Raw genomic sequence first — 19,280 nt, 5'->3', positions numbered from 1 at the left:
GACTTACTCAAGCTTTTGGATGACCAGCAGCAACTGCCCAACATGCACACCAAACTTCGACATACTGGATTCATTGATCAGAATATTGGGCGATACCCAATACATGCGGTCATCAATAGCAATATCAATCGTGCCATCGCCATAGGGAATGCGCAGGACATAATCTAAAAACATACTATTACCGGCAAGCTGCACCTCTGACTCACCGATCACATCCCCCGCTGTGCCAATATAGCGGTTATCTCCATTCGGGGTTAAGGTCCAAACGCGGCGTTGTTTTTCACCATCGTCAAAGACAAAATCCTCTTCCAGGGTGCCGACGCCATCTTGCCAATAGGCTTTGATATCCGCGGTAAAATAACGAATCACTTTACCAGAGCGGTCTTTGACCACACCATCTGCCCTTAACTGACCGTCAAAAAATGATTCTGCGACTAGCTTGGGGGTGTTTTGTGCATAGTCGCTAACCTCGATCGAACTGCAAGCAGCCAGTATTAGCAACAGCGCAGGGACAATAGCGATTTTGGTTAACAGACGGGAAATAAACATCGACGATTCCTTCTCATTTATTATGGGTACGCAAACCACAGCAGTGCGGTTTAATGATCAGCGGGGAAATTGATCCAAATATAAAATCACCCCCATACTCGACAGGATTAATACCGTTAAAATCCAACGGCTGCGGATACAGGCTTTACAGGGTGGCTTTTTCTTTACCCCTCTATATTGGCTTTCTCTACTCATTAGCCGTCCGTTTTACTGACGGTAATTCCGCCGCCAACCAGGTTACCACCGACCAGGCTGCAATGTTTTGCTGTAATTTTTCAGGGTCAATTTTATCCAGCGTATCATCAGCAGTATGGTGATAATCAAAATAGTCACTACCATCCTGTTGCAACCTAAACACCGGCACGCCTTGCTGTTGTAATGGGCCAATATCAGGACCACCACTACTGGGTTTTTTGCCCTGCTCTATATTTAAAGCCGCCAGAGCGGTCATAGCTGTGCTCATTAAATCCGGGTTGGCGCTATCAAAGCGCCAGACCAGACCGGCACCAAAGTCTGATTCAGAAGCGATAACATGCCTGGCCAACTCATCCGCATGTTGCTTGGCATAGGCTTTAGCACCCCATAGGCCCTGCTCTTCATTGCCAAATAAAACCAGCCGTATACTGCGCCGGGGGCGCTGTTCTAACTGACTAATTAATTCAGCGGCGGCGGTGGTAATGGCCACACCGGCACCATCATCCAAAGCCCCTGTACCCAAATCCCAGGAATCTAAATGGGCACCAATCAAAACAATCTCTTCAGGATTTTCACGACCATTAAGTTGTGCTATCACATTATGGGTTATCCCCTCAGCTCTTTCCGAAACACGAATATCCAGTGCCAGACGAACGGGCACACCCCGATCTAACATTCGCTGAAGTTGGTCAGCATCCGGCGCCGATAAGGCCGCGGTAGGAAAAGGATTATCACTTCTGACTGAGGCACCGGTATGGGGGAAGCGATGGCTATCGGTACCCACGGAACGAATCAGTGCCGCTTTGGCCCCTTTTTCTTTAGCGGCAGGCACGACGGTATAACGCATTCGAGAGACAGGCGGATAACCTGCCCCCTGCTTATGCCGCTCCATTTTGCGGTTAATAAACACAATTTTACCAGCCACGGTATCGGCATCGGCTTGCTTAAAGGCTTTCATACTGGGGAAGCCAATCACCTCAGCGGTCATTTCACCGTCGGTAGAACCGCTATAACCTAAAGCGGTTATACGCAGAGGCTGGGGATAAGGGGAAACGACCCGTGCCTGTTCATGATGCCGCCGCCAAACCGGAATGCTAACAGGCTCGGTCCACACCCTATCAAAGTTCGAAGATTGCAGTAGCTCCTGTGCCCAGGCCACCGCCCGTATATCCGCCTCCGTCCCCGCCAGACGCGGGCCTACTTCGGTGGTTAATGACTCTACAATAGCCCAGCCTCGGCTTGAGGCCAGAGCTTTGTCACGCAAACTGGCAGCGGTTTGCTCCGGGGTTGTCTCCGGGGTTTGTGCATAGGCCGTCGACGTAATAAGCAAGGCCAGCAGGATTAATAGACGCATGCAGTCCTCTTTATTTAATCGTTGTTAAACAACTTCTCAAGCTCGGATAATGCCGCATCTGATTCAGAAAGGGTTTGATGGTTATCAATGTCCTTATCCTCTGACTCCGGTACCTCATCACCAAATAGAGCTGCCAACTCCTGGCGGGCTTTGGCTTCATCACTGACCGCTGCAGCGACAAAAGCATCACCACCGGGTTGAAAATAATCACAGAAATTAGCCCGCTCTTTATCCGTTACCGCTTCAGCGCGATCCTCGGTACAGGCATCAGCCACTGTGGCTTTATAGTGTTTGCAGAGCTTACAAACATGCTGGTCTGCTCCGCAACGGGCGCATTCTTCGCGGCGGGACATGGGTAAAATAAGTCCCTGCAACGGGCTGCCACATTTCCAGCAGTGAAGAGGATCGGCCATGGTTCAGGGCTCTTTAATCGTGATAATTAATTTACCGCGGGCGCGTACCGTTTCCAGTTTTTGATGGGCGCTAACAATATCCTCCATCGCATAGCTGCTATCGATAATACTTTTTAGCTTGCCCTGTTCCACCCACTCCGCCATCAATGCCAGATCGCTGCCACTGGATTTGCACATCACAAAGTGGGCCTTTTGCTGGCGAAATTTATTGCCAATAAATTTGGCAAAGATAACCCCCGCACTGGGCACTGCTGCTGCAAAATTGCCGGTATATTTGAGTATTTTTCTGGCTTCAGAAAACCGCTGTTTGCCCATCACATCATAAATACAGTCATAGGGTTCCTGGGCGGCAAAGACATCTTCGCAGGTATAATCAATCACCCGATCAGCACCCAGACTTTTGACCAGCTCTGTATTTTTTCCACTGCAAACAGCGGTTACTACAGCGCCCATTGCCTTGGCTATTTGTACCGCATACGTACCCACGCCACCGGAGGCACCAATAATTAGGATATGGTCACCGGATTGTAACTGGCAGTCATCCCTCAAACCTTGTAAGGCGGTCAAGCCCGCCAGAGGAAGTGCAGCCGCTTGCTGAAAATTCATCGCCGCGGGTTTATGGGCAACCACCGTTTCTGATACCGCAAGATACTCGGCACAGGCGCGACCGGTTAGCAGGTCTGAGCGAACCATCACCGCATCGCCGGGTTTAAATTTTGTTGCCTCGGGCCCGGTTTCCCGCACAATACCAGCGGCATCAAAACCCAGTACCTTGGGGAAATCTTTGCCAAAACGGAAAGCCATACTGCCATCGCGGATTTTGGTATCAATAGGATTCAAACCGGCGGCATAAACTTCTATCAACAATTGGTCCGCCGCAGCCACCGGCTTGTCAATCTCGGCCACTTGCAGCACATCCAGGCCACCGTATTGTTCAATTATTATTGCTTTCATCACTAAACTACCTAATGCAATCCATTATCATAGCCCTGATTTAACGAAACCGGTCACGCTAAGTCAATAATAACGGGGGCTTCACTACATTTCTTAACATCCAATACTGCCAGCGACACGTAAATACCCAACACATACCACGCTAATGCCTATAACAAGGGACCAACCACTATGAGTATTCGACTATTTGCCATTATCTCAGGCCTGTTATTTAGCCAGCTAAGTCTGGCCAACTGTGACAGTCTGCTGGATTATGAAACCCGCAAGTTGCGCTCTGATGAAACCATCAATCTCTGTGAAGCCTATCAAGGCAAAGTGATTGTTATGGTCAATACCGCCAGCCAGTGTGGGTATACACCCCAATTTAAGACCCTTGAGGCCCTGTATCAGGAATATAAGGACCAGGGATTAGTGGTACTGGGCTTTCCGTCTAACGACTTTAATCAGGAACATGGCGACGAAGCCAAAACGGCGGATGTCTGCTATATCAATTACGGCGTGACTTTCCAGATGCTCAGTACCTCCAGTGTTAAAGGCAGCAATGCCAACCCGGTCTTTAAATCACTGGCGGAACAAACTGGCAAAGCGCCACGTTGGAACTTCTCTAAATATGTTATCGGTAAAGACGGTAAAGCGATTGCCGCTTACCCTTCCAGTGAACTGCCTATGGGTGGCCAACTGGAAGATACCGTTGTTAAAGCCCTTAAGATGTAGGCCACTCTATGGGTAAAACCATTGTCGTTAATGACTCCATGCAAACTCACTATAGCTATCAGTTAGTAGAACCCGCGGGTAAAAACTTTGAACCGGGCTTTTCCCCGGAGCTAAGCCCTAAAGAACTATTAGCGCTGGGGGTTTTTGGCGGCAAATATCTCAATGACTGTCAGGATGAGTTTCCCAAAAGCTGGTTTAGCCAGGCGGTTTTATCCCCGCTCAAAAAAGACGTTAGCCTGAATTACTTTCGGGTAGACGCCTCACTCCCGCTTAGTCACTGGCGTGGCAAAGGCTGGATTTACCACGAAGACCCCAGAGGTTGGTTTCAATGGTATTGCCGTTATTACCGCGGCCGCCGGATTGAATTAGAAGATCAACGGCAAATAAAACGCTGGCGTAATATGCGTCGCCATATTGGCGCGGTGAAAAAAAACTGCGAACCCGGCGACTGTGATTGCCGCAGAAAACAACGCCAGGCCTTGTTACACTGGGCCTATGACTCGCGAATACTGTAGGTAATACCGGTGCACTGGATTAAACCTTTTGCTTTGCTGATTATTTTGTTGCTCGCCAACGGCCACAGCCTGGCCCAACCGCCATGGATAAAAGCCGCCCCCTCTGATGCCCGCAGCTCATCAACCATCAGTATTGATAACACGACATTTGCTGTCACCTTTAAAGGCGATTTCACTGAAGCGGAGCGTGACAAGCTCACACAATGGCTAAAGCTTGTCGGTCAGTCGATGACAACGGTATATGGCAGGCTGCCGCTGAATACCATTATGGTTGAATTTATTCCCTACCGAAAAGCCAATGAACCGGTGCCCTTCGGCAAAGTCATTCGCTGGCCAAAACAAGGGATTAGCTTTTATGTTAACCCGGCGATAAGCCTTGATCGCTTTATCAATGACTGGACGGCTTATCACGAATTTAGCCATTTAATGATCCCCTACCCCGGCGATGACGCGATGTGGTTTAGCGAAGGGCTGGCCTCTTATTACCAAAATCTGGTGATGGCCAGAGCTGGGGTATTGTCACCGCTGGCGGCCTGGCAAAAAATCTTTGATGGCTTTGTCCGCGGTGCTAATGACACCAAACGACAGGACCTTACCCTGGGTGAGCTAAGTCCGCAGATGTGGCAGAACCGCAGTTTTATGCGGGTGTACTGGAGTGGCGCCTATTATTTTATGGCGGTGGATATTGCATTGCGTGAACAGGGCCAATCACTGGACGAAGTGATGTTGGGCCTACAGCAATGTTGCCTGCATAAGTCCCGTGATTGGACGGTGACGGAACTTATCCAGACGCTGGACCAACTCAGCCATAGCCGCGTGTTTAGCGAGCAGTACCAGCAGAGTATCAATAGCAAGCAATTGCAGGGTTTTGAGCCTGCCTTTAACCAGATAGGCTTAGGCTTAAAAGGGGGCAAACTGTATCAGATGAAGACCAACAAACTCGGCTTATCCCAGCAGATAATGACCCAAGCTATCCCATAATCGTGCTATGATCGCGCCTCGCCAAGGTGCTCATAATCATTCCAACACGGCCTTTTTATTTCACCCCAAACCAACTGGGCTGTATTTCCATGAGTTGTCTCTGTCATGACCGATAAATCTGGCGCCGCACACCTACCCGCCAAGTTTATTGATGGCTCGATTATGCGCCATATCTGGGTGATGACCAGTACCGCATCGATAGGGCTGGTCGGGGTATTTTTTGTCGACCTGATCGATATGCTGTTTCTCAGTATGCTGGGCAGCGACGATATTATTGCCGGCGTTGGCTTTGCCGCCAGTGTCTCTTTCTTTACCGTTTCTCTAAGTATTGGTATTACCATTTCTATGGCTGCGCTGGTATCGCGCATGATCGGCCAGCGCAATGTGGCACAGGCAAAACGCTATGTGGTTAATATCGCTTTTTTGGCACTTACTCTCACCAGCATTATGGCCTGTATTATCTGGTTTAATCTGGCCTTTTTATTTCGCCTTTTAGGTGCCGATGAAGGCGCACTCGCCGTCGGTGTTAGCTACTTACAGATACTTTTACCTTCTCTGCCAATACTGGCAACCGGGATGGCCATGTCGGCCGCGCTGCGGGCGGTGGGTGATGCCAGGCTTTCCATGCTAACCACGTTAATCGGCGGTGGCGTTAATGCGGTGCTCGACCCTATTTTTATTTTCGCCTTAAGTATGGGCGTGGAAGGTGCTGCTATCGCCTCAGTGATTGCGCGTTTTGTGGTGTTGGGCATTGCCTTTTGGGGTGTCACTCGCAAACATAAATTAATGAAGGCTTTTGTCTATAAAGACTTTGTGGAAGATTTTAGACCTATTTTTAAAATCGCCGGCCCCGCGATGTTAACCAATATTGCCACACCGATTGGCAACGCCATTGTCATTAAAGCGGTGGCTCAGTTTGGTGCCGCCTATGTGGCGGGCTTTGCCATTATCGGCAGAATTAGCCCCGTTGCCTTTGCCCTGGTGTTTGCCTTGTCCGGTGCTATTGCGCCGATTATTGGCCAGAATTATGGCGCACTTAACTTCCACCGTATCCGTGAAACGCTGAGTAACTCGCTGGTATTCAGTGCCGCCTATGTCACGCTGATCTCCATTGCTCTGTATCTTTTGCAAGAGCCGATTATTAACCTGTTTAAGCTAGAGGGTGAAGCCGCGGCGCTAATGCGTATTTTCTGTACCTGGATAGCAATCACCTTTATCTTTAATGGCGCTCAATTTGTCTCTAACTCTGCCTTTAATAACCTCGGTAAACCGATGTATGCCACCTGGTTTAATGTAGGGAAATCGACTCTGGGCACCCTGCCCTTTGTGTATTTAGGGGGCGAGATAGCCGGTGCCGGCGGCGTATTGGCCGGACAAGCCTTGGGAGGGATGATTTTTGCGCTGGCGGGTGTCGTGGTGGCCTTTAGACATATCAGCCACCTCGCGAAAGCTCACGAGGCCAAGGCTGATACGCGAGATACTACTGCATAAACAGGGAAGAAACTCTGTTCTCAACCGGGATTTCAGAGCGTTTAATCGCCGGCTCACCGCTTAGCTCGCGGTATAAACGTTCAAATTCTTCCGACAGCTTATGCTTGGGATACAGGTAAACCAAAGGTGTCTGCATCGCATGGGACTCTTTCATCTTCACCGAGGATGAAATATAGCTACCGAGAATGGGGTAAGACTCGCTAATCAATTCACCCACCAACTGCTTGGGAAAGCGAGCCTGCTTGTTAAACTGATTGACGATAATGCCGCCAATCCGCAAATCCGCATTATGATCTTCCTGCAATTCCACCACATTTTGCATCAGACCATAGAGTGCCTGACGGGAAAAAGTGTCGCAGTCAAAAGGGATCAATACGCTGTCGGCAGCAATCAGGGCAGACTTGCTATAGAAGTTAAATACCGGTGCGGTATCAATATAGATATGGTCAAAGGTCTTATTTAACTCAACCAGCGCTTCACGTAGCTTGTAGATTTTGTAGCGGGACTCAAGCTCACGCTCCATTAAATCCAAAGCCGGGCTGGATGCCATCAAATACAGATTTTCAAATTCGGTATCGGTGACATAGTCCATGGGGTCTTGTTTTGGGGTAAACATATCAATGGACTGCTTAAACAGACCCACAATAGACCCTTCACTTAACATTTTATGGCCTTGATCATGAGCATAAGCCAAATTCAAAGGCTGCTCATGGCCCAGATAATAACTACTGTTAGCCTGAACATCTAAATCCACTACCAGTGTTTTATAACCACGGCTGGCACTTATGGCAGCGAGGTTACAGGTAATGCTGGATTTCCCAACACCCCCTTTTTGATTGAAGATCACTCTTCTCATCAGCAAGATCCCTAGTTTTATTTATTATTAAAATATGAGTAAAAACTTGTCGTAAAAGGTTTAACTTAGCTGGGGAATCATTTTAGTTGCTAGTGGGGAAAAGGTCGACAAAAATATGGCACAAGTAAGCAATTATTTTAATTTAAATGAAGAAAGCGTAGAAAATTGACAGGAAAATTTAAAAAAAAGCCGCAGCAAAGTTTGCTGCGGCCATTTTTTATTTCAAATAAGAAAAAGTGTTAGCTTTTGCGAACCACTAAACTACCTATGGAATAGCCCGCACCAAAAGAACAAATCACACCGTAATCGCCGCTCACCAAATCTTCATGGTGTAGATTAAAGGCGATTAAGGATCCCGCCGATGCCGTATTAGCATAGCGATCTAACACAATCGGTGCTTCTTCGGCGCTGGCGTCACGTCCCAGCAGCTTTTTAGCAATCAATAAATTCATATTGATATTTGCCTGGTGCAACCACCAACGGCTGACATCGCTGGAAGCCAGGTCATGGCTTTGCAGATGCTCAATAATATGCTTCGCCGCCATGGGGCAGACTTCTTTAAACACTTTGCGGCCATTTTGATGAAATAAGCGGTCCGCCGAATAAGGGTCGGCATCATTGGCGCGGCTGACATAACCAAAATTGGAACGGATATTATTGGAGTAGCTGGTAACCGCCTTGGTGCTGAGGATTTCATAGCGGTGCTCTGAGGTACAACTCTCCGCCGACTCTACTACTGTGGCCATACCCACATCACCAAAAATAAAGTGGCTATCCCGGTCACCATAGTTGACCTGAGGTGAGGTCAATTCAGGGTTAATAATCAAAACCGACTTTGCAGTACCTGCTGCAATCATTTCATAAGCCCGGTGGATACCAAAGGTAGCCGCTGAACAAGCCACTAACATATCAAAAGCAAAGCCTTCAATACCTAATGCTTCTTGTATCTCAATGGCGATTGCCGGGTATGAACGCTGTGTGTAAGCGCAGGACACGATGACCGCATCAATATCAGCAGCGGATTTATTGGCGGCAGCCAGCGCCAGTTTGGCGGCATTAACCCCAATCTCAGCCTGATCAGATAACTCATCATCACCACGCTCAGGAATATTGGGGCGCAGTCGATTAACATCGAGAATACCGTCCTTGATATAGGCAAAACGGCTTTTAATGCCGGAGGCTTTTTCAATAAATTCGGCGCTGGAATGGGCTTTGGCGGCTAGTTCCCCCGCTTCAATAGCGGCGGCATTGTCGGCATTAAATTGATCAGCATGGGCATTATAGGCTGTGACCAGTTCTTCATTGCTGATGGTATGGGGAGGGTTCCATAAACCGGTGCCACTAATGACGACAGAGTTTGGCATAAAGATATTTCCAGTAAGAGAAGAGAAACGCTAAAGATAGCCTGACAATAATGGCGCCAAGCTTACCGTTTTACACTGAAAAAGTCACTGCTGACGGTAATGCTTAGCCGCTCTTCATAATACCCATCAGGTTCTGGGCATGCTCCGCCGCTTCAATGCCCCGATGGGTTAGATAGCCCCCATCTGACTGGGAAATCAGCCCTTTATCGAATAAGCGCTGGGTCGCACTGATTGCCTCAGGGGCTGCGTTAGCGTGGACTTTAATACCGGCTTGAGTGGTATCGAGATTAAAACGGGCAAGGATATTCAGTTCTTCAACAATATCAGGTGAATATGGCATGCGTATTCCTCTCTTTTTATTGATAGATGCAGCCTAACACAGCCTTAAAACAATAATACAGCCGCGCTGCCGCACAGGGTCATAATAAACAGGAACCATTTAAGGGTTGAGGGCTTGGCGGTAATGGCAAATTTTACCGCGATATAGGCACCGGCCATACTGCCCACCGCCAATATCATACCGGGCAGCCACAGCACCTGCCCTCTGGCGGTAAAGACGGCCAACGCCACCACGGTGGGTACCAAGACACACACCACTTTTAAAGCGTTAGTTCTTACCAGGTCATAGCGCAGCGAGCCTGCCAGCGCCGTAATCAAAATAAAACCTACCCCAGCCTGAATAAAGCCCGCATAAAAACCGGCACCGGCCAGCCACCACCAAGCGGAGGTTTTATCTTTAACTTTATGGGGGATAGTGCCGAGGGGCGGCGATATAACACTGGGCTTTACCAGCATGATCACCGTCATGCTTAACATCACCCCAAGTAGCAACGGCTTTAATACCCACTCCGGCGCATATGAGGCGCCAATAGCCCCAAAAAAACCACCGATCAGCGTAGGCAGCAAAATGGGGATAAGATCATCGGTAGGCAATTTATCGTGTTTATAAAAGCCCTGCATGGCCACAACATTTTGCAAGGTCACCGCCACCCGATTCGTCGCGTTGGCAATATCCGCAGGCATACCCATCACCATTAAGGCTGGCAGGGTTAAGTTAGAGCCGCCGCCCGCAAGGGTATTGATCACCCCGGCCAACAAGCCGGTAATCATCAGTAATACAATATGCTCTAAGGCAATATCCATCCAATCATCTCTTGGTTAATACTGTTAATCCCGCCAAGGCGCATTGCTCTTCGGGATAAATACTTAGCACGTAGGGTGGATTATAATCCACCGGTTATAAGGGCTCTGGGCAGGGCCTTGGTGGATTATAATCCACCCTACCATGTTCGGGTGAATTGCCTGGCCTTATTTAAGGCTTTTATACCGGACAGTATGCGCAAAGGGGGAATCTACAACACAGGGTTGCGCCTTCTGGTAATAACTGTCGCTTAAACAGTCGAGGACTGAATAAACCTCAGGGTACTTGCCGCTAGTAACTCGGGGCAATCTTCAATAATAAAAAAACCGGCACCAGCAAAGGTTTGATGCGCCTGCCCTGCTGTTCCCGGTATCTGCCGATAAAATTCTTTAGGGCTAAAGCCGCGTTTTGATAAACGCTCACTGACAAAAGTGACCGCGGGTTTTGTCCAACCAGCCAGCTGTGCCCAAGCGGCACGGTTGGCTTTCGTTGCCGGGTTAAGTGTAGTCGCCGGTATTAGCATTGGAAAACTGCGCGGGCCGGCTTTATAGCTTTCATCAGGGAACGGCGCATCCAGTGCCATACGCTCCTGTGCAGACAGATCAGTATCGGTCATTTTATCGACCATCTCGCCAATCGGAAAAACCGGCCCTTTTAAAATATACTTGCGCCAACCCGCCACCCACAATGCATTGATAATACCAGCGGCTCTGGGCAAGGTGGTATTAACCAATACCAAGCGTGAAAAGATGCTGCTATTAGCTGCGGCTATAGGCAAACCAAAATACCCACCCCAATCAAAAAAGAAGCCTGTCGCGTCGGTGATTTCAAGGGCTGTTAAAGCCTCAGTCAGCCATTGGATATGTTTGGCAAAGCTGTAATCGCTATCATCCTGTAATTTATCAGAGCGCCCAAAACCAATAAAATCCGGCGCAATCACGCGGTAGCCTGAGGCGACAAATACGGGGATCATGTTACGGTAGCTATAGCTCCAGGTAGCCTGGCCATGCAGGCATACAATCACTGGCGCGGCTGTATCACCCTCATCCAGATAGTGCATACGCAGGCTGCCAAACTCTTTATCCTGAATCTCCAGATAATGAGGTTCAAAATCAAAGTCCTGCAAATGCTCAAAACGGCTGTTATCTGTCCGTAACACCTTAGCCATTATGCTGCCTCTTTATTCAAAGCTATCGCTTTGTTTTTTCTTGGCCTCAGCTAGCGGGCGGCTTAAGCTAATAGCTTTGTTGCTGGCAAATACGGTTTTATTGACGGTAACGGTCATCGATTTTGTAGTCCACCAATGGGGTGAGCCATCGGCATATACGGTGATCTGCGCTTCACCGGCAGGTTTAATGCTTACCAGGTCCGGTTCTACGGCTGTCACCGGATAGTTACGCCCATCCGTATCTTCCACGGTAAAATCACGGGTATTTAATGTCGCTGACAAATCAGCTTCGGCGCTCTTATCGAGGTTTACTGTCAGATAAAAAACTGAGCGCGTTTTTTTGCGGGGGTTTTTACTCCCCGGCGCTTTTTTACCCTTGACGGTTTCAATCACTACATCGCTAAGCACAATATCCAACGACTGTTCATCAATATATTTTTGATCGCTGACCACTTTTTGCCCGGCGGCACTTTTTTCACCGGTATAAGCCCATTGGCCATCGGCGGATAAGCGTACCCGCCTGCCGTCAGCCGTGGTTGCAAAACGATCGGTGGATTTATATTCCCAACTACCATCGGCATTTAACTGCACTTCACGACCGTCATCGCTGACAATCTGTTCGGCGGCTTGTAATGGGGTCTGTAGTAGCAGGCTGAATAGCAACACTGTTGAGAGCAGTACTCTCATAATAACAACTCCGTATCAGGTATATAAGGTAGCGAATCTTAACAAGTGCGAAGGCATAAGTAACTGTTATACTAACGGCCAATCAAACAAGCCAACCTATTATTAGCCACGGGCCAGACACTATGAGACCAGACTGGGACGAATACTTTATTCAGATGATGGATACCGTTGCCAACCGGGCAACCTGTGACCGAGGCCGCTCGGGTTGCATTATTGTCAGGGACAAACGGATTATTTCCACCGGCTATGTTGGCTCACCTTCCGGCCTGCCCCACTGTGATGATGTCGGCCATTTAATGAAGCAGGTTATCGATGACGATGGCACCACCCGCCAGCACTGTATGCGCACCATTCACGCGGAGCAAAATGCTATCTGCCAGGCTGCCAGACATGGCATTCCACTGGAAGGCAGCACCCTCTATTGCAAGATGGAACCCTGTCGGGTTTGTGCGATGCTGATTATTAGCTGCGGTATTACCAAGGTGGTTGCCAAGTCCATGTACCATGCGGCGCAGGAAACCCGGGATATGTTTGCTCAGGCCGGGGTGGAGTTAGTGGTTTTGGACGGTGAAGTGGAGAATTACGCCAATCAGTAACACCCCCCCTATAGCCAAGGTGACAACCGCCCTATCACCCCCAAAAACATTCATTGCGTGAATAGATAGCATCAAACACAGCTATAAGATAATCCGTTATTATCTTGGCTATGAAATCATCAAGCCCCCATAAATCAGTGCCCCGTATTATTGTTATCGGTGCCGGCGCCGCCGGTTTACCGCTGGTCTCTACGCTGGGTAAAGCGCTGGGGAAATGTGCCAGCGCGGAAATCATTCTGGTTGATAAAAATATCAATCACGTCTGGAAACCTCGCCTGCACGAGGTAGCGTCCGGCGCGCTGGATGAGGCTACTGACTTTATTAATCTGCCGGAACATGCTGAGCACTATCACTACCGATTTGAACGGGGCGCTGTAGACCGTGTCGACACCGAGAAACGGCAAATCACTATCAGCGAAGTAAACGATGAGTCGGGCAATACCACCTGGCCAGAACGAAAAATCACCTATGATCACTTGGTGATTGCTGTGGGTAGCCGCACCAATACCTGGGATATCCCCGATGTGGATCAACACTGCTTTTTTCTCGACGGTATTAACCACGCTCTCTCCGTTAGAAAACGCTTAACCAATATTTTTCTCGGTGCCGCCAAGGCCAACCGCCCAACGAGTATTGGTATTGTCGGTGGCGGCGCTGCGGGGGTAGAACTCTGTGCTGAAATTGCCCGCATGGCTGAAAGCATTAGCGGCACCCCTCTGGCAAAAGACCCTGAAAGAAAAATACAGATTCATTTAATTGAAGGGTCGGAACAACTGCTGCCCCGTTTAAACCAGGCCTATGGCGAAAAGTTTTCCTCCTATATGGAGTCGCTGGGTATTAAGTTGCATCTGGGTTTTGAAGTGGTCAAAGTGACCCCGGACTATATTCTTGGCTACGACGGCCAGACAATTCCGGTCGATACGATGATTTGGGCGGGCGGTATTTTAGCGCCACCCTGGCTGGCCAAAATTCCGGGCACGGCCACCAATGCCATTAATCAATTGACGGTAGACAACCGTTTGCGTTGCAACGGTGTAGACCGGGTGTATGCCTTGGGAGACTGCGCCTGTGTCTATGACAATGGCACGGAACAGTTAATTCCACCTCGAGCACAGGCCGCCAAGCAGATGGCCGATTATTTGGCTCAACAATTAATTAACAGCATTCATAGAACAGAGGACAAAAGCCGGTTTAGTTATTGCGATAAAGGCTCGTTAATTGCCTTTAGCCACTACTCATCCTTTGGCCGGGTGTCCAGCCAGTTACTGGGCAGAACCATTGCCTTTGAAGGAGCTATTGCCATGCTGGCTTACCGCTGGAGTTACTGGCAGCATCATGCCGCCGTACGGGGTTATCGCGCAGCGATAGTGCATTTTTTATTTAAGCAACTGACCAAACCCAAGGGCTTGCGGCTGCGCTTGCACTAAGCTTAGTGTTTATACGAAGGGTCTATAGCGTCTATCTTTCTGACCATCGCCGCAAACTCTAACTCACCGGCAGCTGCTCCGGCAGTCTGCACGTTTAATAAGGCTGCCGACTTGGCAGCAATCTCATCACCGATAGCCTGCAAGGGTTTGCCACAGCTATCAGCGGCCACTTGAATTTCACAGGAGCGCTGCAATGCCCAGGTATTTAAAAACATTTCTGGCAGTGTTGAACCACAGCTGAGTAAACCATGGTTGCGCAAAATCATTTGGTTTTTATCACCCAAGTTGGCCACCAAGCGGACTTTTTCATCCGGGGTTACCGTTAAACCCTCAAAGTCATGATAGCCCACCTGGCTATGCAGCAATACCGAGTAAAAATTATCGTGCCGCAAACCCTGTTGCTGGCAGGCCACCGCCATACCCGCATCGGTATGCAGATGTGAAATACAATGGGCATCTTCCCGGGCAGCATGGATGGCAGAATGAATTAACATACCTGCCGGGTTAACCTTATGCGGTGTGTTATCAATAATATGGCCATCGATATCCACCTTGATTAGATTGGAGGCGGTCACTTCACTGTAGTGCAGGCCGTAGGGATTAATCAGAAAGTGCTGCTGGTCACCGGGTAATCTAACGGTGATATGGTTATAAATTAATTCACTCCAGCCCAGATAATCAAATATTCTATAACAGGCGGCTAATTGAATACGCAGGTCTTGCTCGGAATTACCAGACATCGTTAATTATCCTCTTACAGGGTATAACCTGAATCGATAGTAATAATTTGCCCGGTCATTAAATCTGAGCCAGTGATAACAGAGACCAGACTATTGGCAATATCTACAGGGGTTGGCACTTGGGCAATAGCGGAATGGGCTATGGTGTAGTCCTTAGCCGCCTGCCACTGTTCTCCCCTGCCTTCAATACTCCACTTACCTTCAATCAAACCCGGGCAAATCGCATTGACTCTAACATCATGCTGACCCATCACCTTGGCCAGTGTTCGGGTCAAATTATTTAACGCCGCTTTGGAAGCACAATAGGCAATCGAGCTGCCTTGCGTGGTTAAACCGGCAATGCTGGAGGTCATGACTATCTCACCACCACCGGCTTTGATCAACTCGGGCAGAGCTGCCCTGCTCATATAAAAAGGGCCTAATAGATTGGTACCCAGAGTGGACTGCCAAATGTCATCGCTTAGCTCGTCTAATTGATTATGGTCGACAAAAGTGGTGCTACCGGCATTGTTAATCAGAATATCCAACCGCCCAAATGCCTCGACGGCTGCTGCCACCAAAGTCTGGCACTGCTGCTGGTCACTGATATCCGCCTGCACCGCTATCGCTTCGCCACCAATGGCTTGTATCCGGCTTACCGTTTCCTCTGCACCGGCCCTGGAGTGGGCATAATTTACTACAACGTTTGCACCCAGCTCAGCCAACTGCACAGCAGCCTCTGCCCCTACACCGGAACTGGAGCCAGTCACTATAGCCACTTTATCGTTTATCTTCATACTCAAAAAACCTTTAGACAGCGGCAGCCAATGCGGAACCGGCCAGTGTAATGCGGTGCATTAATCGGGCCTGCCCCTGATAATCATTTTGCGCAAAATGCCAGGTAGAACGGTTATCCCAAAATACCACGGAACCCGGCTGCCAATTAAACTGACAGGTAAATTGCGGCTGGTCGACATGGCTATATAAATAACCCAGCAGGGGCTGGCTTTCTGCACGCGTCCAACCTTCAAAACCCAGAGTATGACCGGGGTTAACATAGAGCGCTTTACGGCCACTTTCAGGATGAGTAATCACTACCGGATGCGTGGCATCCCCCACCTCGTCAACACCACCTAACTGATCGGCGATATCGGTTGTGCGGTAGAAACCGTCTTTACCATAGATATGCTTATTGGAATGAATAGCCCGCAGTGATTGCAGGGTCTGTTGCAGCCCCGGTGACAAGGCATCAAAGGCGGCATATAAATTGGCAAAGCGGGTATCACCTCCCGAGGTGGGCAGGTCTCTGGCCACTAGAATCGACCCCATGGCGGGAATATCGTCATAGGAATGATCGGTATGCCAGCCGCCACCGATATTGGTGGTCTGGTGTTTTTCTTTTCTGACTTCGGCGATATCGGGAAAACCCTCAACCGGTTTAAAAAATTTATTCAATACCAACTCGCCCCAGCGATGGGCAAACTGCAAATGATCATGCGGGGTAAATTGCTGGTCACGAAAAAATAAAACACCATGCTCTGCAAAAGCCTCTCGCAAAGCCAATAGCTCATCATCCGTCAGCTTGGCCAATTGCAGATCGCCGACGGTGACACCACAACCGACCGAGAAAGGGGTGAGATTCAATGAAGACATAATGTAATACTCAACAGATATATGCGAACTCAGAGTACCATATAAAGAGGCGGCATTGCGCCACCTCTTTGGCTATAAATAACCGTTTTTATAGTCTTAAAAGAAGACCGCCACTTCCATGCCATAGGTCTCAGGATCAATCGGCCGGCCACTGGCACGAACGCCATCACGCTGGCCACTGACACTATAGCGATTGGCATAACTTAGCTCATCGGTTAGGTTGCGGCCATAGATAGAGATTTCATAGCCGCCACTGGCAGGTTGCCAGGACAGGCGGGTATTGACCACCTCATAGCTGTCAATCTGCTCAATGGAATCATTATAGATACTGGTATATTGATCACTGATATAGCTATAGCTCAGGGTAAAGACAATATCACCGCTATCGAAAGGCTGTACATAATAGGAGGACAGGCTGAATTTATCGTTAGGGGTTCGGTTTAATTCATTGCCTTTAACATTACGCTCAGTATCGGTTTTAAGATCAAAGGCAAAGAAGTCATCCTTGTACTCGGATTTCATATAGGAGTAATTACCTAACAGGGATAATTTATCAGTTAAGTTCCAGCTTGATTCTATTTCAAAACCATAGACTTCGGTTTCCGAGGCATTGGTTAATTTTAATTGTGACAAGCCTGACACCGGGTCAATAATATCCAGCTCTACCTGAATATCACTGTAGTCGTAATAATAGATTGCACTACTAAAAGAAAAGTCTTCACCCAAAAAGCCTTTATAGCCCAACTCGTAAGCGGTCAGCTCTTCATTATCGATAACCGCCTCATTTTCAGGGGTAGAAGGATCATTTTGTAAGCCACCCAGACGGAAACCACCGGGTTTGGAGCCGGTAGATACCGTGGCATAAACCATACTGTCATCGGTGATATCGTAAGTGGCATTTAAGCGCCAATTAAAGGCATACCAGGTCTCTTCAAACTCGTCATCGCCCTCACTGACAAAATAGCCTTCACGAAGACAACCGGGAATATCCGCATAGGGGTCACCTCCCGCCACCAAGCCAGAAAATAACGACTCGTCACAAAAGTCGAGCACAGAGTCAAACAGGATATCCTGTTCTTCATAGGCTTCTTTTTCATCTTCGCTATAACGCAAGCCCGCAGACAGCGTTAGCCTATCGGTGGCGCGCCAATCAAACTGGGTATAGATAGCCTGAGAAGTCGCATCCAGTTCACCCTGTTGAAAATAAAAAATACCTTCGGGGTTAAATCTGGGCGCTGGTGTACCGACAATAGGGCCCTGCACATTATTAATTAAATAGGGGTTGCTGGATTCTGACAGGGTATAAGGCTGCACATTTTCAATACTGAAATAAAACAGGCCGACGATCCAATCCAGATCCCCTTCCCCATTGGAAACAAACTGAATTTCATGCTGGTTATTTTGTTCCGTCTGGCCAATCTTTTCAAACCGGGTGACGGGGCCTGCGGTGCCATCGAAATCTTTTTCACCATACCAGTCGAGGTCATAATCACTGTTCATAATCCGGATGCTAAAGGCATCCAAGTCTATGGTAAGAGTTGACTGAATATCCGTGGTGTCATCGGCCGCCACTTTACCTCTATATTCCGAGCTAATATCAAAGGGGTCATTTTCTGCCGGCTGAATCGCCAAGGGGGAAAACGCTTCCGCATTCATCACCTGCGGCCCATACCGTGATAAGGCATCAACGCCGTTGTGATAGTCATAGCCTTTTAATAAACCCAGTTCGAGACTTTCATCTTCAAACGAGCTGGTGGCATAACGAATATTCCAGTTAATACGATCGCTAAAATCGATATCAAACATCACCTCAGTATAATCTGAGCTAATCCCAATCTGGTCTGGGCCGGATACATTATCAAAAAAACTGTCGCGGTCATTCTGTGTATAGTGCACCAAATAACCCACATTATCGGTAATAGGACCACTGGACGTTAGTTCCCATTTCTCATGGCTGTAGCTACCGACGTTAACCCGGGCAACATTTTCAATCTCCTGACCCGGTTTTTTCGACACCACATTAATCGCACCACCGGTGGTATTACGGCCAAATAAGGTGCCCTGTGGCCCACGCAAAATTTCAACCCGATCAATCCGGTCACTGGAGCCGGTTAATGCCCCCGCCTCATTACTGTAAAACCCATTAACGTAAACACCTACCCCTGGCTCGGTGCCCAGGCTATTCGTTTCACGGCCAATACCGCGAAGATAAATACGGTTTTCTTCGCTACCACCGGCTGCCTCCTGGTATTGCATACTCGGGGTAAAATTGGCCACATCCTGTTGTGAAGCAATACCCAGCTCTCTCATTTGATCAGCGGATATTGCGGTAATGGCAATCGGAGTATCACTAACCGAGGAATCACGCTTCTGGGCGGTGATCACAATTTCTTCCATACGAAAATCAGCGAATACGGGATTAATCGTTAGCCCCGCCAGTGCGGTAAGCATTATTGTCGGTGCAGTTTTTTTAAGTTGGGTTTTCATAAACATAAATCTCTTC

The 19,280-nt window shown here is 48.6% G+C and carries 20 protein-coding genes; 6 read left to right on the top strand and 14 right to left on the bottom strand.

All coding sequences use genetic code 11. The features are described from left to right. Positions 1–3: 3 nt before the first annotated feature. The 4 genes from BST96_RS13660 to BST96_RS13645 form a co-directional block, all read right to left on the bottom strand. Positions 4–549 carry a DUF3833 domain-containing protein gene (locus BST96_RS13660; protein ID WP_085759240.1) on the bottom strand — a complete coding sequence of 182 codons (546 nt, stop codon included), beginning with the start codon at positions 547–549 and terminating at the stop codon, positions 4–6. Between the two features lie 187 nt (positions 550–736). After that, positions 737–2,098, bottom strand: a complete 1,362-nt coding sequence (locus tag BST96_RS13655; protein WP_085759239.1) for a M20/M25/M40 family metallo-hydrolase — start codon at positions 2,096–2,098, stop codon at positions 737–739. A 14-nt stretch (positions 2,099–2,112) separates the two neighbouring features. Continuing rightward, entirely contained in the window at positions 2,113–2,511 is a 399-nt protein-coding gene (locus BST96_RS13650) for a hypothetical protein (protein WP_157117957.1), read from the bottom strand. Between the two features lie 3 nt (positions 2,512–2,514). After that, positions 2,515–3,465, bottom strand: a complete 951-nt coding sequence (locus BST96_RS13645; protein WP_085759237.1) for an NAD(P)-dependent alcohol dehydrogenase — start codon at positions 3,463–3,465, stop codon at positions 2,515–2,517. Positions 3,466–3,636: 171 nt separating this feature from the next. Here BST96_RS13645 and BST96_RS13640 point away from each other — a divergent pair, with 171 nt between their 5' ends. The 4 genes from BST96_RS13640 to BST96_RS13625 all read left to right on the top strand — a co-directional run bounded on the left by BST96_RS13640 (position 3,637) and on the right by BST96_RS13625 (position 7,166). Continuing rightward, positions 3,637–4,179 carry a glutathione peroxidase gene (locus BST96_RS13640; RefSeq protein ID WP_085759236.1) on the top strand — a complete coding sequence of 181 codons (543 nt, stop codon included), beginning with the start codon at positions 3,637–3,639 and terminating at the stop codon, positions 4,177–4,179. An 8-nt stretch (positions 4,180–4,187) separates the two neighbouring features. Continuing rightward, a complete protein-coding gene (locus BST96_RS13635) occupies positions 4,188–4,694 on the top strand; it encodes a hypothetical protein (RefSeq protein WP_085759235.1) in 507 nt (168 codons plus the stop codon). Positions 4,695–4,703: 9 nt separating this feature from the next. Beyond that, entirely contained in the window at positions 4,704–5,675 is a 972-nt protein-coding gene (locus BST96_RS13630) for a M61 family metallopeptidase (protein ID WP_085759234.1), read from the top strand. Between the two features lie 105 nt (positions 5,676–5,780). Further along, positions 5,781–7,166, top strand: a complete 1,386-nt coding sequence (locus tag BST96_RS13625) for an MATE family efflux transporter (protein ID WP_085759233.1) — start codon at positions 5,781–5,783, stop codon at positions 7,164–7,166. On the opposite strand, the gene BST96_RS13620 is transcribed toward BST96_RS13625, so the two are convergent. The 6 genes from BST96_RS13620 to BST96_RS13595 form a co-directional block, all read right to left on the bottom strand. Continuing rightward, the gene (locus BST96_RS13620; RefSeq protein WP_085759232.1) at positions 7,156–8,022 is read right to left on the bottom strand and encodes a ParA family protein; all 867 of its coding nucleotides are present in this window, start codon (positions 8,020–8,022) and stop codon (positions 7,156–7,158) included. The genes BST96_RS13625 and BST96_RS13620 overlap by 11 nt on opposite strands. A gap of 239 nt (positions 8,023–8,261) precedes the next feature. Further along, complete coding sequence (locus BST96_RS13615) at positions 8,262–9,386, bottom strand: beta-ketoacyl-ACP synthase III (protein ID WP_085759231.1); 1,125 nt, start codon at positions 9,384–9,386, stop codon at positions 8,262–8,264. A 103-nt stretch (positions 9,387–9,489) separates the two neighbouring features. Beyond that, on the bottom strand, positions 9,490–9,726 hold the full coding sequence (locus BST96_RS13610; protein WP_085759230.1) for a TIGR02647 family protein: 237 nt from the start codon (positions 9,724–9,726) through the stop codon (positions 9,490–9,492). Between the two features lie 44 nt (positions 9,727–9,770). After that, complete coding sequence (locus BST96_RS13605) at positions 9,771–10,529, bottom strand: sulfite exporter TauE/SafE family protein (protein WP_085759229.1); 759 nt, start codon at positions 10,527–10,529, stop codon at positions 9,771–9,773. 248 nt (positions 10,530–10,777) lie between these two features. After that, positions 10,778–11,695: a haloalkane dehalogenase gene (locus tag BST96_RS13600; RefSeq protein ID WP_085759228.1), complete on the bottom strand. Its 918-nt coding sequence runs from the start codon at positions 11,693–11,695 to the stop codon at positions 10,778–10,780. Between the two features lie 12 nt (positions 11,696–11,707). Continuing rightward, complete coding sequence (locus BST96_RS13595; protein ID WP_085759227.1) at positions 11,708–12,382, bottom strand: hypothetical protein; 675 nt, start codon at positions 12,380–12,382, stop codon at positions 11,708–11,710. Between the two features lie 122 nt (positions 12,383–12,504). Between BST96_RS13595 and BST96_RS13590 the strand changes: the two genes are divergently transcribed. Continuing rightward, positions 12,505–12,978: a deoxycytidylate deaminase gene (locus BST96_RS13590; protein WP_085759226.1), complete on the top strand. Its 474-nt coding sequence runs from the start codon at positions 12,505–12,507 to the stop codon at positions 12,976–12,978. A gap of 110 nt (positions 12,979–13,088) precedes the next feature. Beyond that, the gene (locus tag BST96_RS13585; protein WP_085759225.1) at positions 13,089–14,405 is read left to right on the top strand and encodes an NAD(P)/FAD-dependent oxidoreductase; all 1,317 of its coding nucleotides are present in this window, start codon (positions 13,089–13,091) and stop codon (positions 14,403–14,405) included. A gap of 2 nt (positions 14,406–14,407) precedes the next feature. Here the strand turns inward: BST96_RS13585 and BST96_RS13580 are convergent, their stop codons facing one another. The 4 genes from BST96_RS13580 to BST96_RS13565 form a co-directional block, all read right to left on the bottom strand. After that, the gene (locus BST96_RS13580) at positions 14,408–15,145 is read right to left on the bottom strand and encodes a class II aldolase/adducin family protein (RefSeq protein ID WP_085759224.1); all 738 of its coding nucleotides are present in this window, start codon (positions 15,143–15,145) and stop codon (positions 14,408–14,410) included. A gap of 14 nt (positions 15,146–15,159) precedes the next feature. Further along, positions 15,160–15,921, bottom strand: a complete 762-nt coding sequence (locus BST96_RS13575; protein WP_085759223.1) for an SDR family NAD(P)-dependent oxidoreductase — start codon at positions 15,919–15,921, stop codon at positions 15,160–15,162. A 13-nt stretch (positions 15,922–15,934) separates the two neighbouring features. Next, the gene (locus tag BST96_RS13570) at positions 15,935–16,777 is read right to left on the bottom strand and encodes a TauD/TfdA dioxygenase family protein (protein ID WP_169713996.1); all 843 of its coding nucleotides are present in this window, start codon (positions 16,775–16,777) and stop codon (positions 15,935–15,937) included. A 96-nt stretch (positions 16,778–16,873) separates the two neighbouring features. Then, complete coding sequence (locus tag BST96_RS13565; RefSeq protein WP_169713995.1) at positions 16,874–19,264, bottom strand: TonB-dependent receptor; 2,391 nt, start codon at positions 19,262–19,264, stop codon at positions 16,874–16,876. Between the last annotated feature and the right edge of the window lie 16 nt (positions 19,265–19,280).

The sequence above is a fragment of the Oceanicoccus sagamiensis genome (assembly GCF_002117105.1).
Lineage (GTDB): Bacteria > Pseudomonadota > Gammaproteobacteria > Pseudomonadales > Dasaniaceae > Oceanicoccus > Oceanicoccus sagamiensis.
Note: the sequence above shows the minus strand (reverse complement) of the source record. Positions and strands in the feature narration are given on the sequence as shown.

Bases quoted from the DNA above. Each gene is read 5' to 3' on its own strand.
- BST96_RS13655 (WP_085759239.1), bottom strand. From the start codon at position 2,098: ATGCGTCTATTAATCCTGCTGGCCTTGCTTATTACGTCGACGGCCTAT.
- BST96_RS13645 (WP_085759237.1), bottom strand. From the start codon at position 3,465: ATGAAAGCAATAATAATTGAACAATACGGTGGCCTGGATGTGCTGCAA.
- BST96_RS13640 (WP_085759236.1), top strand. From the start codon at position 3,637: ATGAGTATTCGACTATTTGCCATTATCTCAGGCCTGTTATTTAGCCAG.
- BST96_RS13600 (WP_085759228.1), bottom strand. From the start codon at position 11,695: ATGGCTAAGGTGTTACGGACAGATAACAGCCGTTTTGAGCATTTGCAG.
- BST96_RS13620 (WP_085759232.1), bottom strand. From the start codon at position 8,022: ATGAGAAGAGTGATCTTCAATCAAAAAGGGGGTGTTGGGAAATCCAGC.
- BST96_RS13625 (WP_085759233.1), top strand. From the start codon at position 5,781: ATGACCGATAAATCTGGCGCCGCACACCTACCCGCCAAGTTTATTGAT.
- BST96_RS13580 (WP_085759224.1), bottom strand. From the start codon at position 15,145: ATGTCTGGTAATTCCGAGCAAGACCTGCGTATTCAATTAGCCGCCTGT.
- BST96_RS13570 (WP_169713996.1), bottom strand. From the start codon at position 16,777: ATGTCTTCATTGAATCTCACCCCTTTCTCGGTCGGTTGTGGTGTCACC.
- BST96_RS13635 (WP_085759235.1), top strand. From the start codon at position 4,188: ATGGGTAAAACCATTGTCGTTAATGACTCCATGCAAACTCACTATAGC.
- BST96_RS13590 (WP_085759226.1), top strand. From the start codon at position 12,505: ATGAGACCAGACTGGGACGAATACTTTATTCAGATGATGGATACCGTT.
- BST96_RS13650 (WP_157117957.1), bottom strand. From the start codon at position 2,511: ATGGCCGATCCTCTTCACTGCTGGAAATGTGGCAGCCCGTTGCAGGGA.
- BST96_RS13660 (WP_085759240.1), bottom strand. From the start codon at position 549: ATGTTTATTTCCCGTCTGTTAACCAAAATCGCTATTGTCCCTGCGCTG.
- BST96_RS13595 (WP_085759227.1), bottom strand. From the start codon at position 12,382: ATGAGAGTACTGCTCTCAACAGTGTTGCTATTCAGCCTGCTACTACAG.
- BST96_RS13575 (WP_085759223.1), bottom strand. From the start codon at position 15,921: ATGAAGATAAACGATAAAGTGGCTATAGTGACTGGCTCCAGTTCCGGT.
- BST96_RS13615 (WP_085759231.1), bottom strand. From the start codon at position 9,386: ATGCCAAACTCTGTCGTCATTAGTGGCACCGGTTTATGGAACCCTCCC.
- BST96_RS13585 (WP_085759225.1), top strand. From the start codon at position 13,089: ATGAAATCATCAAGCCCCCATAAATCAGTGCCCCGTATTATTGTTATC.
- BST96_RS13605 (WP_085759229.1), bottom strand. From the start codon at position 10,529: ATGGATATTGCCTTAGAGCATATTGTATTACTGATGATTACCGGCTTG.
- BST96_RS13610 (WP_085759230.1), bottom strand. From the start codon at position 9,726: ATGCCATATTCACCTGATATTGTTGAAGAACTGAATATCCTTGCCCGT.
- BST96_RS13565 (WP_169713995.1), bottom strand. From the start codon at position 19,264: ATGAAAACCCAACTTAAAAAAACTGCACCGACAATAATGCTTACCGCA.